Source organism: Micromonospora sp. ATLC20, assembly GCF_057196585.1.
This window is the reverse complement of sequence record NZ_JBXUOV010000003.1, coordinates 26516-40161: the sequence shown is the minus strand read 5'-3', so window position 1 is coordinate 40161 and position 13646 is coordinate 26516. Positions and strand designations below refer to the sequence as shown.

Here is a 13646-nt window from a genome sequence, read left to right as displayed (position 1 = left end):
CCCGGGTCACACGAAAAGACGACCGACGATCAGTCCCCGGACACGGAGGGTGTTCCTGAGGAAACGCTCAGGTCGGGCATCGGTGGCTGGAAGTACGGATCGGTCGCCATCTCCCGGAAGACCTGCTCGCTCTCCGGGTCGTTGCCGAACGTGCTGTCGTAGATGGGCTTCTCCGTCTGCCGGGCCGCGAAGTAGACAGCCGCCTTGATCTGCGGGTGCTTCTTCAGGTACGGCCCGACCTCGCGCATCCATTCGGCGCGCTGGCCCGGCCGCCCGTCCTGGGTCAGGCCGTACTCGCCGATGATGACCGGCCGCGGGTGCTTCTTGGCGAACGCCATGAAGTGGTCCATCCGGTTGGAGAAGCTGTTCCACTCCGGACTGGGATAGACGTCCGCGCAGAGCCAGTCGACCTGGTCGTCGCCCGGGTAGTAGGCGGCGGCCCGGCGCTGCGGCTCGGCGAACCCGTCCGCGTGCGGGCACCACACCCACCCGGCGTTGGTGACGCCCATCTCGGCGAAGATGCCGCGGACGTGCTTCCAGGCGGCGACGTAGTCCTCCGGCGAGTGCATGCTCGCGGCCAGGTTCGGCCGGTCCATCTCCCACCGGTAGCGCAGCAGCACCGGAACGCCGAACTCCTTGACGTCCTTGGCGCGTTCCCGGATCAGCGCGTCGTAGACGCCGCTGACGGTGGACCGGGTGTCGGTGCCCTGCCACGAGATCATCTGGAGCTTGCCCCGGGACTGGAACAACTTCTCGGTGGCGCTCGGGAACGGCTCGTTCCACTCGTGGAACATGTGCGCGATGGTGAGCTTGCCGCCGGCCGCCTGGTTGAACGCGTCGAAGGCGGCGGCCCGCCCGCTGGCGTTGTGGTACTGCGGCTTGACCCAGGTGCCGAGCCAGGCCCCCTTCTCCGGCGGCTCCGGTCCCCACCCGGTGGTGCGGACCGGAGCGGTCCGCGGTGTCACAGTCGGCGGCGGCGGCACCGCCGTCGCCGACTCGTCGGATCGCTCCGAGCCGATGTCACAGGCCGCCACGGCCGGGGCCAGGAAGGCCAGGCCCAGCACGGCAGCCATCGTCAGTCGTAACCGTCGTACCACCGCAACCTCTCCCCAGGACGGTCGCCGGCCACGGTATGGGGGCCCTGACGGATCCGCGTGGGCGGAGAGGCACGCCGGGCCGGGCGGGCGACCCCTGGCACTCTACCTGTGACGCGGCGCTCAGGCGGGGTAGCCGAGTCGCGTCAGCAGCGGCCCGGCCTGAGCCATCACGTCGGCCAGATCCTTTTCGGTCAGTCGCTGCCGCCACCGGCCCACCGAACCCGGCCGTGCCTTGGCGAAGCGGGCGTGCAGCGCCTCCCGTCCGGCCGGGTCACCGACCTCCAGGAAGTCGGCCACGACCTCGGCCGCCTCGGCCGGGCGGGTGACGATGTCCTCGTACCGCAGGTGCCGCACCCGCTCGGCGGGCAGCTCGGCGAGCTGGGTCAGCGCGCTGCTGGTGAACCGCCGCCACATCCAGGCCGACCGGCCCAGGTCGGAGACCTGCGTGAACTCCTCGCGCCGCTCCGGCTCCACCCAGAACCGGGGCGCGGCGCCCCACGGCGTACCGCCGCGGCCGCTGCGGCCGGCGCCGGTGGACGCGGCGTTCAGCCAGGGCTGCTCGGCGTGCGACACCGCCACGTCCCGGCCGTCCCGGTAGACGTGCAGGAAGACCGCGTCCGGGAAGACCTCGGTCAGGAACGGCACGATGAAGCAGTTCTCCGGGTCCTTCTCGGCGAAGCGCAGGCCGCCGTGCCCGGACGCGGCGAGCAGCGCGCCGTAGTAGCCGCGGAAGTAGCGGGCGGCCCGCTGCGGCGTCCAGCTTCCCTCGTAGACACAGCGGGCGACGGCCTTCGTCAGGCGCGGTTCGAAGTGGTACGACACGTCCGGCAGCGCGCCCACGCAACTGCCGAGGAACGTGGTGCCGGAGCGCGGGGCGCCCAGGATGAAGATCGGACGCTCCACCTTCAGGGTGAGCCGGCGGCCGCCCCCCTCGACCGGCCGTTCCAGCTCGCGGCGTTCCTTCCGGTCCGCCAGCAGACCGACCGCGGCGAGCTTCGCGGCCTTCACCGTGGACAGGCCGGAGTGCGGGGCGGGGGAGTCGCTTGTCATCGAAGGTCCCATCGGTGCAGGATCGGTCAGGACTGGGCGGCCGGGTCCGCCCCGGCCCGGTTACGGCCACGGCGCAGGGACCGCAGCGCGTCGAGGTTCAGGGTGCGCCGCCAGCGCCAGACACCCGCCGCGTACGCGACCAGCCCGGCGACCGTGACCAGCGCGAGCACGAGCGAACCGGCACCGAGCAGCGTCGCCACGCCGAGCGGCAGGCCCAGCGTCACGACGGCGAGCGCCATCGCGGCCCGGGTACCGGCGCCGAACGGGTGCAGCCGCATCGACCACCAGAGCTGGGTCAGCGGCACCAGGTTGGTGACCAGGATGGAGACGGTCCAGGCCAGGGCCGCGCCGAGGATGCCGTAACGCGGGATGAGCACAACGTTGCCGACCACGTTGAGCACGGTGCCGGTCATCGCGTTGTAGAACGTCCACGCGGTGCGCCCGGCCATGTTGAGCACCATGTCGACCATGCCACACCCGGTGGCCAGCAGCATGGTCAGCGCCAGCAGCACCACGACCCGGCGGCCGTCGGCGTAACCGGCCCCGAACAGCGCCAGCATCGGCGTGGCGAACGCCGCGAAGATCAGGTACGCGGGCCAGGAGAGGATCACGAGCCAGCCGGTGGCGACCTGGTAGAGCTGACCCGCCTCGGCCCGGTCGTTGCGGGCGAACGCGGCGGCCAGCCGGTGCTGCACCGAGCTGGACAGCGCGACGCTGGAGAGCTGACCCAACGCCAGGAACCGGGTCGCGGCCGTGTAGATCGCCGCGTCGGCCGGACCGCGCAACGCGCTGAGCAGCACGATGTCCAGCCGCTGCACCACGATCGCGGCCAGGCTGCTGACCGCACGGGGCCCGGTGAAGCGCCAGAACGGTCCGGCCAGCTCACGCGCCGGCACCGGCCGGGTCACCTGCCGGCCGGCCCGGCCGACCAGCCGGCTCAGCCAGAACAGCGCGACCACCGCGGCGATCAGGTACGGCACCACCCAGGCCAGCGGCAGCGCGACGGTGGCGGACAGCCCGAGCCAGGCGGCCACCGCGACGGCCAGGAACTGCACCAGCGTGCGGCCGAGCCGCTCCACTGTGAGTAGCGGACGCATCTGGCCGAAGCCGCGGCAGGCGGCGAGCGCGTAGTCGTTGAGTGCGGCCAGCGGCACGAACGCCAGCAGGATGCGCAGCGCGGTCACCGCCTCCGGCCCGGCCTCCGGCATGGTGGCCCGGGCCAGCGCCGGCGCGGCCAGCCAGCCGGCCAGCCCGAGCAGCGTGCCGACCACGAGCACCGGCAGCAACCCGACCAGGATGGTGCCCCGGATCTGGTCGCGCCGGTCGAGGGTGCGCTGGCGGCTGACGAAGTAGACGGTGCCGACGTCGGTGCCGAGCCGCGCCGCCGACGCGGCGATCATGAACGCGCTGGTGGCCGCGAAGAACATGCCCGCCTCGCGGACCGACCAGCCGCGGGCGATGACGATGTTCAGGCCGAAGCCGGCGACCGCGGCAAGCCCGACCCCGACCAGGTTGGCGAAGCCCTGCCGGGCCGCGCCGCCCAGCCCCGCGCCCGGCCCGGGGGGCGGTGCGGTGAGCGTCGGGGTGCCGCCGGCGTCCGCCCGCGTCACCGCCGCCACGACGGCACGCGTCCCCACCACGTCGCCAGCCGCTCGTCGTACGGCGCGAAGTGGTCCTCCAGCCGGGTCCTCAGCTCCGCCGACATGGGCGAACGGGACCGGGAGTTGTGCTTGCCGAACGCGATGTCCGCCCAGCGGGGCAGCCCGAGGAAGTCGCACACCGCGTCGAAGGAGGGACGCGGGTCGGCGAAGAAGTCGTCGCTGTCGATGACGTGCATGCGGTCCCGGCCGACCAGCGCCTCCAGGCGCTCCAGCTGCTCGATGTAGCGGCCCCGGGCCAGGTACGCGTTGTGCTGGAGGTGCTCGCTGGCGTACGACGCGGAGCTGATCATCCGCTCCCGCTCGCCCGCCGTACGGGACTCCTCCAGCGCGAGCGCCCGCTCGAAGTCCGCCTCGGTCTCGTAACCCCGGGCCAGCTCGTGCGAGTGCGCGGAGTAGGCGCGCTCCACCGGGTCACGCAGCAGCACCAGCAGCTTCACCGAGGGCAGGTCCCGGGCGATGCGCTGCCCGGCCAGCGGGTGGAACATGTAGTACGGGCTGGACTCGCCGGTGATCCCGCGTACCCCGATCTGCGCCTTCACCGCCTCGGCCTTGCCGGTGGTGGGGAAGTGCCCGAGGTACCAGCTCATCCCCCGGTGGTAGTCCATGTCGAAGTAGTGCACGCCCTTGTGGTACGCGGGCGGCAGCACACCGGGATGCTGCGACAGCGTCTTGAACAGCGAGGTGGTGCCGCAGCGCTGCGCCCCCACGATCAGGAATCCCGGCACCATCCGCGAACCGGCGGTCAGCCGGCCGACCGTCCGGCTCACCGACTTCACCGCGCGGAGCGCCTGCTCCTTGGCCAGCGTCACGTCCCCACTCCTCACTCTCACCCGGCCCGGCGGGCCAGGTGTTCCTCGACGGCGGGCAGCAGCCAGGTGTCGACGTGCCCCAGTCGCGCACCCGCCTCCGCCTGCCGATCCCGCAGGTAGCGCGCCGCCAGCTCCACCAGGTAGAGCACGGCGACCAGACCGGCGCCCCCACCGGTCTGGTCGAACGGCGCCAGGGTGGCCTCGGCGCCGGCGATCAGCGCGCGGGCCGCCTCGACCGGTTCCACCCCGTCGTGGCTCATCGCGCCCTGCACCGCCAGGTGCAGCGCGTCGTACCCGGCCGGCACGTCCGCCTCGAACCGTTCCCAGTCCCAGACCAGCACCCGGCCGTCGGCCAGCACCGCGCTGTTGCCGCCGTTCCAGTCCCCGTGCCAGGCGCCGAAGGCCACCACCGGGTCGGCGTCCGCGACGGACTTCAGCGCCGCGCGCAGCCGCCCGGCCTCCGGCCGGGGCCCGAGCGCGTCCACCGCGGCCGTGAGCCGGGCCGCGTGCCCGCTTGCCGTCCACGACTGCCGGCGTACGCCGAGACAGCCCGCGACCGCCACCATCGCGTCGCGTTCGGCCGCCTCCGCGGCGGCCGGGGTGGCCCGGGGCAGCCGCACCGGCAGCGCCTCCTGCACCAGCAGCGCGTGGCCGTGCCAGTCGCCGTGGTGGCGTACCCCGGCGAGCACCACCGGGCCTAACGGCACCTCGGCGAGGCGGCGCAGCGCGTCCGCCTCGGCGTGTACCAGCGCGCGGGTCAGCGGGTCGACGCCGAGCTTGGCGTACCCGAGGGCCCGGCCGTCCGGGGCGAGCAGTTGCAGCACCGGCTTGCGGTTCGCCCGGGCCGGGCCGATGTGCAGGCTCACCAGCGCCGGCTCGCCGAGCACCTCGGTCAGGTACGCGTCCAGCCCGCCGCCGTCGACCACCAGCCGGTCGCGGAACACCAGCGGGCCCAGCCCGAGCCGGAACGCGGTGGACAGCCCTTGCCGGACCAGCTTGGCCTTGCGGCCGACCGCCTCGGTGGAGTGCCGGACCGCGCTCGCCGCCGCCCGGCCCGAGCCGGTCGGCACGAGCAGCCGAGGGCGGGACGCCGAGGGCACCACCACCCAGCCGGCGCCGCCGCGGCGCAGGCTGGGCTCGGCCGGCGCGGGCCAGATCAGCCCGGCCAGTTCACCGAGGTACGCGGCGCGGCCGTCGCCGTCCGGGGGTACGCGGAACACCATCAGCTGTCACCGGTCTTTTCCAGTCGGGCCCGTAGCCCGGCGATCGTGCCCTGGGGTGGCGCCGGCGCGAGCGACCGGCGTATCCGGTCGTTGCGGGCCAGCAGGGCGACAGTGATCAGGGCGTAGGCGAGTGTCGCTTCCATCGCACCGTAGGTGAACTGGAAGAAGAGCATGAGGATGAGCACGAGCGTGCCGGCGATGCCGACCGCGCTGTGGTCGCGGCGGTAGCGCCAGATGCAGTAGATGAAGAAGGCGTTGTAGCAGATCGCGCCGACCCAGCCCTGCCCGACGAGCAGCGCCCAGACCTGGCCGTTGCTGCCGAGTTCCCGGTTGCCGCACTGCTTGCAGTCCTCGGACTTGCCGATGGCGATGGACCGGTTGCTGCCGATCAGCGCCCGGTTGCCGCCGTACCCGAGGATCGGCGAATGGTTGGCCGCGGTGACCGCGCCCTGGGACAGCGTGGTCCGGATGTCGTCGCTGTGGCCGTTCTGGAGGCGTTCGTCGAAGGTGCGGCCGAGCGGTGTGGCGACGATCAGCACCCCGATCAGCCCGACCGCCAGGGCGAGCCCGCCGAGCACCACCATCCGGCCGCGCAGCGCGAGCCGCAGCGCGACGTACGCGGCGGCGATGCCGAGACCGATCCAGAGGCCCCGGTTCAGCGAGTAGACGATCGGGAAGATCGCCGCCAGGGCGATCGCCACGCCCGCGGTACGGCGCATCGGCTTGCCCAGCACGACCCAGCCGACGATCAGCCAGACCAGCAGGATGGCGGTGTTCTGGCCCCACGAGTTCGTGTAGGTGAACGGCGCGGACGGGCGGGGCGAGCTGGCCTCCCCCTCGATCACCTGCTGCACCTGGGCGAACTTGATCTCCATGAGCGAGGTGACGTACGGGTGACCGGCGATCGACTGGGGCAGGACGAATCGCAGCGGCGCGACGAACGTGAGGTTCGGGTACAGCGAGCCGATCCAGCCGCCGAGCACCACGACCACGCCCATGAACCCGAACAGGCGGACCATCCGGCGCTGGGACAGCTCCCGCTCCCGCAGGTTGTAGACGTAGAGCATGGTCACCGTCATGGCGACGTAGTTGGCGAGCCGGATGCCCCAGCCGATGTACTTGCCGCTGCCGCCGGGGGGCAGCGTGTTCGGCGCGGTGAGGTCGAGGGTGAGCACGGACAGGAACACCCAGAGCAGCAGGACCATCCAGATCCCGAAGCCGGGCGGCACCCGGATCGGGCCCCGCTTGCGCATCTGCACCACCATCGGCACCGCGAAGATGACGAAGACGAAGCTCGACACGCCGAGCACCCACCACAGCGGGTACAGCAGGAAGACCGAGATCAGCGGCCATGCCGTCGGCAGCCGCCACGACCAGCTCTCCGGCCGTACCGTCACCGTCCGCAGGCGGTTCCCGTCCGGAGGCGACACCGCCCCGACCGGAACCGTCCCGCGCGCGGTGCGGGGCGGGGTGGCGGTGCTCATTTCACGGTGACCTTGGCGGTGGTCGGCGCGTAGATCACCCACGCGTTGCCGGGCTGGGGGTGCAGGAGATCGCCGCCGGTGTCGGCGAACGTGCAGACCATGCCCAGGCCGGGCTTGCGCCACCGGCCCTTCGCGCTGTTCGGCCCGGACACCGCGACCACGGCACCCTCACCGAAGACGTTCGCCGACGGCAGCGAGCGGGCCGACGGCTTACGCACCTCCAGCGTGCGGTACTCCATCGTCAGCACGATGACGGAGGCGGCGGTCACGGTGACCTTGCCGACCTTGCCGGCCCACAGGGACTTCGCCTGGTCGTACCGCCAGACCATCGGCGGGCCGCCGGAGACGGTGACGGTGAGTTCGGTGGCCGGCGCGAGGTCGCGGACGGCGAGCGCGTCGCCCTCGCCGGCGTGGTCGATCGGCGGGGTGGGCGGCTGGCCGCCCTTCGGGGCGGCCTTGAGCAGCGCGGCGGTCGACGTGTAGTCGCCGGAGAAGACCTTGCTGTCGTCGTCGGGCGTCACGCCGTCGAGGTCGGAGTTCTCGAACTGGGTGAGGAAGCCGGTGGGGCCGCCGTCGTAGCCGACGAACGGGCGCAGCACGGCGAGCGACCGGATGTCGACCGGCCGGATCTCGGTGACCGGGCCGATCTTGGTGGCGTCCTTGGAGTGGAACACGGCGGTCAGGTGCAGCGTGTCGGACTCGGCGAACTCGGCGTAGACCAGGTCGGCGGCGTCCAGGCCGGCCGGGGTGGTCGCGGGGCTCACCCGCAGCGGCACGGCGACCGCCTGGCGGGTGGCAGCGGCCGGGGTGCTCACCGGCGCGCCGGTGAGCGGGCCGGTGGGCAGAGTCGGCGAGGCACTGGCCGATGACGGCGAGGCGGTGACGTCGCCCGGGTCCACCACCTGGACCTTGCCCGGCTTGGGCTCGGGCTCGCTGCACCCGGTACCGACGCCGAGGACGACGGCGGGGGCGATGGCGGCGCGGAGCATCTGCCGGCGGTTCACCCCAGATCCTCGCCGGAGTCGAGGGCGTAGCTGCGGCCGTCGCCGTCACCCCGGGAGCGGTACGTGCCGCCGGTGCCGTTGAGCGGCACCGGCTTGCCCGGCATGCCCTGGTTGCCCGGGTTCGGCGGCGGGGTGGCCTTGCCCGGTGCCGGCTTGGCCGGGGCGGGGCGGGACGACTGCATGCGCGGCAGCACCATCGTCGACTCGGCGGACGGGCCGGGGCTCGGCCGGGGCTTGGGCCGGTTGGCCGGTGCCACCGGGGCACTCGACGTGCTCGGCGTGCCCGAACCGCCCGAGGACGCCGGCCGGGCGGCGCCGGCCGCCGGGACGGGCAGGCGCGGGGCCAGCACGGCACCGATCACCGGCGCGTTCACCTGCTCGAACTGCTGCAGGGCGGCGGTGATCTCGCCGCTGCGGGTCTTGCCCGCCTCGGCCACCATGATCACGGCGTCGACGTACCGGCCCAGGGCCTGGGCCTCCACGGCGAACGTGGGCTGCGCGGTCTCGATGATCACGTGGTCGAAGCGCGCGGACAGCTCGTGCATGATCTCCAGCAGACCGGCGACCGGCAGCTCGACCTCCGCGTCCAGGTCGCCCGGCACCAGCACCCGGAGCTGGCCCAGCCCCGGGACCGGCGCGAGCGCCTTGAGCGGGGGTACGTCGCGGCGCAGCACGGACGCCAGGTTGTGCCGCCCCTCGGCCACGCCGGTGATGGCGCCCACCGTCGAGTCGGGCTTGGTGGTGATCAGCGCGACCTGCTGGCCGGTACGGGCGTACGCGGCGGCGAGGTTGGCGGCGACGAATCCGGCGGCGGTGCCGGCCGAGGCGTCGCAGATCAGCAACTGGCGACCGCGCCCGCCCTGCGCCGGTTCGGGCACGGCGGACAGCAGCACGTTACGCAGCCGGCCCAGCTCGCGGGAGACCCGGTGGGTGGCCGGCAGGACGGCCAGCGACGGCGCGCGCACCGGCAGTTCCAGCAGCAGCGGCAGGCCGACCCGGTCGGAGATGTCGCGACCGCGCCGGATCCGGGTGTCGAGCCGGTCCAGCACCAGCGCCAGCACGATGCCGAGCAGCAGGCCCGCGCCCATGCCGCTGGCGAGGTTGAGCGTGCGGTTCGGTGAGCTGGGCGAGTCGGGGAGACGGGCGTCGGAGATGATCTCGCCGGGGTCGGAGCCGGCCGAGACCAGCGGGCTGAGCCGGTTGTTCAGGCCGGTGATCTGGCTGGTGAGAAGGCTCCGTTCGGCCTCGGCCCGCTCTCGCTCGGGCGAGTTCGACGGCGACGCCGCAATCCGCCCGGCGACGGCACTGAGCTGCTTCTGCAGCTCGGCGATCTGCTGCTTGAGCGCGGTCGTCTCGTTCTCCAGCGCCTTCTGCGCGGTGGCCTTGCGCAGGTCCAGATACGCCTGGGCGAACGCGTGCGAGCCCGACTGGGCGCCCTCGGGGCTGTTCCCCTCGTACGCCACCTGGAGGATCTGGCTGTTCGGCGGCACCTTGACGGTCACCGACTTGACCAGCTGGTCGGCACCGGTGTCGACCTTCATCAGCGCCTTGGCCCGCTCGGCCACCACCAGCGAGCGGACCACCTGGGCCTCGGTGTCGAGGTTGACCTTGGCGTTGGGGTTGCTCTCCGCGCCCGAGCCGAGCGGGCGCACCAGCAGCGAGGTGGTCGAGGTGTAGCGCGCCTCCTGGATCTGGTTCAGCGCCAGCCCACCACCGAGACCGAGGGCCGCGGCGAGCAGCAGGATCCACCAGCGGCGGCGCAGCCAGCCCAGGTATGCCATCAGGGCAAGACCGTCGGCGTCGCTCTCGGCCAAATGGGGTGAGGGCATCAGAGTCTGTCGCTCCCTTTCGACCGAGCCGGGCAGTCCACGGCACAGCTGGACCTGACCGTGGCCTTGAGTGTCCCCGATCCGAACGACGAGGGAAAGTCTGCTCACGTTCCGGTAAGCCTGCCCGGGTGTGGGCAGCCCGCGTAGAAATGGCCGATCGGCGCTGACCATTCGGCGGGTTTCCCGGTGTCGGGCCCGACCTGTCCCCGGATAAGCCGGCGTCGCCGACGGCTCTCGTGCGGAGCGGTGACGGAATCCTGACACATCTCACTTTCTTCCGGTGGCCCGCCCCGGCCGCGCGGGGGGAACCGGGCTGACCTGGACGGTGGCCGGTGGGTGGGCATCCCAGTGACGGGAATCGAGAGGTGAGCCGACCGGCGCGTCAGGATCCGTCCAATGGCCCCTTCAGTTGCCCAGGGGCGCGCCAGTAGGTTGTCAGGACGCGTCCGAGGGGCTTTCACAAAAATCCGGACGCGTCATCCGCGTACGGGAGGAAGTCTGTGGTGAGCGGGTCAACCGAGGACTCGGGGCAGGTCCTGCTGGTGGGTTCCAGTGGCGGGCACCTGGCCCAGCTCCTGGCCCTGGAACCGTGGTACCGGGATCGGCGCCGCGCATGGGTAACGTTCGACACCCCCGACGCGCGCTCGCTGCTCGCCGGTGAGGACGTGGTCTGGGCGCACCACCCCACCACACGCAACGTCAAGAACCTGGTACGCAACGCGTTCCTCGCGCTGAAGGTGATCCGCCGGCGTCAGGTCGACGCCGTGGTCACCACCGGCGCCGGGGTCGCCCTGCCGTTCGTGGTGGCGGCCCGCATGCGCAAGATCCCGACGGTCTACATCGAGGTGTACGACCGGATCGACAGCGCGACGCTCACCGCCCGGCTCTGCCGGCCCTTCCTCTCCGCGATGCTCGTGCAGTGGGACGAGCAGCGCCGGATGTACCCGGAGGCGACCGTCGTGGGGAACCTCCTGTGATCCCCCGGCAGCGGGACCGGCGCTCCGCGGCGCCGTACGTGCTTGTCGTCGTCGGCACCGACGTGCACCGCTTCGACCGGCTGGTCGGCTGGCTGGAGCGCTGGCACGCGGCGCGGCCCGAGGTCCGGCTGGTCCTCCAGTACGGCCACAGCCGCACCCCGGCGTTGCCCGAGGCCACCCCGTTCCTCGGCCACGAGGAACTCCAGCGGGCGATGGCGGAGGCGACGCTCGTGGTCAGCCACGGCGGCCCGGCCACCATCACCGAGGCGCGGCGCAACGGCCACCTGCCGATCGTGGTGCCCCGCGACCCGTCGCACGACGAGCACGTCGACAACCACCAGCAGCTGTTCTCCCGTCGTCTCGGCGCGGCCGGCATGGTGCGGCTGTGCGAGTCCGAGGCCGAGCTGCTCGCCGCGCTGGACGAGGGCCTGACCGACCCGAACCGGTTCGTGCTGGCCGCCGACCCGAACCGCCCGGACCCGCGCGCCGAGGCGGTCGCCCGGGTCGGCGCGGTGATCGACGATCTGGTCGCCCGCCGGGTACGGCGACGAGCCGTCGGGCGTCGCGGATGAGCGCCCCGGATCCGGCGCCGCCGCGGGTCCTCTTCGTCGGCGGCCTCGGTCGCAGCGGTTCCACACTGCTGGAGCTGCTGCTGGCGCAGAGCGCCGACGTGTGCGCCGTCGGCGAGGTGGTGCACCTGTGGGAGCGGGCGCTCGGGGCCGACGAGCGGTGCGGCTGCGGTGAGCGGTTCACCGCCTGCCCGTTCTGGCGCCAGGTCGGTGACCAGGCGTTCGGCGGCTGGGCCGCTGTCGACCGGGACGACGTGCTGGCACTCAAGGACCGCGTCGACCGGACCCGGCACATCCCCCGGCTGGCGAAGGACGCGCTCCCGCCGGAGCAGCTGGCCGACGTGCGCCGCTACGCCGACCTGTACACCCGGATCTACCGGGCCGCGCTGTCGGCGACCGGCGCCCGGGTGGTGGTGGACTCCAGCAAGCACGCCTCGCTCGCCTTCGCGCTGCGCTGGGCCGAAGGGCTCGACCTGCGGGTGCTGCACCTGGTCCGGGACAGCCGGGCGGTGGCGTACTCGTGGGGCAAGCAGGTGCGCCGCCCCGAGGTGGTCGACGGCGAGGACTTCATGCCGACCTTCTCGCCGTTCGAGGTGAGCAAGCTGTGGACCGCGCAGAACGCCGCGTTCCACCTGCTCGCGTCCCGGGCGAAGGTGCTGCGGCTGCGCTACGAGGACTTCACCGCCGACCCGGCCGGCACCGTACGCCGGGTGCGGGACTTCGCCGGCCTGCCGGACGACCCGGCGGCGCTGCGCATCCTGTCCGGGGCCGGCGACACCGGCGCGGCGCCCGAGCCGGCCGCGCCGTTCCGGGCGCACAGCGTCGCCGGCAACCCGCTGCGGTTCAGCGGCGGGCCGTTGACGGTGCGCCGGGACGAGGCGTGGCGGGACCGCCTGCCGCGCCGCAGCCGTGCCGTGGTCAGCCTGGCCACGCTTCCCCTGCGGGTCCGCTACGGCTATCTGGGCCAGCGGGGATCCGACGAGTCCGTGGAGAGAGCATGAGTGGGCCGAGCATCTCGGTCGTCGTACCGACGCGGGACCGTCCGGAGCTGCTGCGTGCGGCGCTCGACGCGATCCTCAGCCAGGCGCACCCCGGCCTGATCGAGGCGATCGTCGTCTACGACCAGTCCGAGCCGGACCGGTCGCTGGAGACCGACCGGGGTGACCGGCGGATCCGGGTGATCACGAATACCCGTACCGCAGGGCTGGCCGGCGCGCGCAACACCGGCATCGAGGCGGCCACCGGCGACTGGGTGGCGTTCTGCGACGACGACGACGAGTGGCTGCCCGGCAAGCTGGCCGCCCAGTTCGGGGCGCTCGACGCGCACCCGGACGGCGCGCTGGTGAGCTGCGGCATCCGGGTCAGCTACGACGACCGTACGGTGGACCGTTCGCTGGACCGGGCCCGGATCTCGCTGGAGGCGCTGCTGCGCGACCGGCTCACCGAGCTGCACCCGTCCACGTTCCTGATCCGCCGCGCCGCGCTGCTCGACGCGATCGGCCTGGTGGACGAGCAGATCCCGGGCAGCTACGCGGAGGACTACGAGTTCCTGCTCCGCGCCGCCCGGTACGCCCCGCTGGTGAACGTGGAGAGCCCGTACGTGCTGGTCCGCTGGCACAAGCGGTCCTACTTCGCGCAGCGCTGGGAGACCATCTCGACCGCGTTGCAGTGGCTGCTGCGCCGCTACCCGGAGTTCGCCACCGTGCCGCACGGCGAGGCGCGGGTGGCCGGGCAGATCGCCTTCGCGCAGGCCGCGATGGGCAACCGGCGCGACGCGGTCCGCTGGGCCCGGCGCACGCTGGCCCGCAACCCGAAGGAGCCGCGCGCCTACCTGGCGCTGGCGGTGGCGAGCCGGGCCGTGCAGGCCGACCGGGTGCTGCGCACGCTGCACAAGCGCGGCCGGGGCATCTGAGCCGTACGCGAGACGGGCGGGCGACCTCGGT

Annotated in this window: 12 protein-coding genes; 4 read left to right on the top strand and 8 right to left on the bottom strand. The window is 73.0% G+C overall.

What is annotated here, in order from left to right; all coding sequences use genetic code 11:
- Window positions 1-29: 29 nt before the first annotated feature.
- From AC2CHG_RS01680 to AC2CHG_RS01645, 8 genes are all read right to left on the bottom strand, one after another.
- Entirely contained in the window at window positions 30-1073 is a 1044-nt protein-coding gene (locus AC2CHG_RS01680) for a glycoside hydrolase family 26 protein (RefSeq protein ID WP_262012991.1), read from the bottom strand.
- 144 nt (window positions 1074-1217) lie between these two features.
- Window positions 1218-2147 carry a sulfotransferase family protein gene (locus tag AC2CHG_RS01675; RefSeq protein WP_484524025.1) on the bottom strand — a complete coding sequence of 310 codons (930 nt, stop codon included), beginning with the start codon at window positions 2145-2147 and terminating at the stop codon, window positions 1218-1220.
- A 26-nt stretch (window positions 2148-2173) separates the two neighbouring features.
- Complete coding sequence (locus tag AC2CHG_RS01670) at window positions 2174-3787, bottom strand: oligosaccharide flippase family protein (protein WP_366622596.1); 1614 nt, start codon at window positions 3785-3787, stop codon at window positions 2174-2176.
- Entirely contained in the window at window positions 3754-4617 is an 864-nt protein-coding gene (locus AC2CHG_RS01665; RefSeq protein WP_013477472.1) for a sulfotransferase family protein, read from the bottom strand. Before AC2CHG_RS01665 ends, AC2CHG_RS01670 begins: the two co-directional genes overlap by 34 nt.
- Before the next feature lie 17 nt (window positions 4618-4634).
- Window positions 4635-5840, bottom strand: coding sequence for a hypothetical protein (locus AC2CHG_RS01660; protein ID WP_484524024.1), 1206 nt, complete (start codon window positions 5838-5840; stop codon window positions 4635-4637).
- The gene (locus AC2CHG_RS01655) at window positions 5840-7324 is read right to left on the bottom strand and encodes an O-antigen ligase family protein (RefSeq protein WP_194800369.1); all 1485 of its coding nucleotides are present in this window, start codon (window positions 7322-7324) and stop codon (window positions 5840-5842) included. The genes AC2CHG_RS01660 and AC2CHG_RS01655 overlap by 1 nt, the downstream gene beginning before the upstream one ends.
- Window positions 7321-8328: a DUF3048 domain-containing protein gene (locus AC2CHG_RS01650; RefSeq protein ID WP_484524023.1), complete on the bottom strand. Its 1008-nt coding sequence runs from the start codon at window positions 8326-8328 to the stop codon at window positions 7321-7323. The genes AC2CHG_RS01655 and AC2CHG_RS01650 overlap by 4 nt, the downstream gene beginning before the upstream one ends.
- On the bottom strand, window positions 8325-10157 hold the full coding sequence (locus AC2CHG_RS01645) for a Wzz/FepE/Etk N-terminal domain-containing protein (protein WP_484524022.1): 1833 nt from the start codon (window positions 10155-10157) through the stop codon (window positions 8325-8327). The genes AC2CHG_RS01650 and AC2CHG_RS01645 overlap by 4 nt, the downstream gene beginning before the upstream one ends.
- Window positions 10158-10657: 500 nt before the next feature.
- Between AC2CHG_RS01645 and AC2CHG_RS01640 the strand changes: the two genes are divergently transcribed.
- The 4 genes from AC2CHG_RS01640 to AC2CHG_RS01625 are packed head-to-tail and all read left to right on the top strand — an operon-like array spanning window position 10658 to window position 13615.
- Window positions 10658-11134 (top strand): glycosyltransferase family 28 protein, encoded by a 477-nt coding sequence (locus AC2CHG_RS01640; protein ID WP_013289269.1) that lies wholly within the window; start codon window positions 10658-10660, stop codon window positions 11132-11134.
- A complete protein-coding gene (locus AC2CHG_RS01635; protein ID WP_262012996.1) occupies window positions 11131-11706 on the top strand; it encodes a glycosyltransferase in 576 nt (191 codons plus the stop codon). Before AC2CHG_RS01640 ends, AC2CHG_RS01635 begins: the two co-directional genes overlap by 4 nt.
- A complete protein-coding gene (locus AC2CHG_RS01630) occupies window positions 11703-12704 on the top strand; it encodes a sulfotransferase family protein (protein WP_484524021.1) in 1002 nt (333 codons plus the stop codon). Before AC2CHG_RS01635 ends, AC2CHG_RS01630 begins: the two co-directional genes overlap by 4 nt.
- Complete coding sequence (locus tag AC2CHG_RS01625; RefSeq protein WP_013289266.1) at window positions 12701-13615, top strand: glycosyltransferase family 2 protein; 915 nt, start codon at window positions 12701-12703, stop codon at window positions 13613-13615. Before AC2CHG_RS01630 ends, AC2CHG_RS01625 begins: the two co-directional genes overlap by 4 nt.
- Window positions 13616-13646 lie beyond the last annotated feature (31 nt).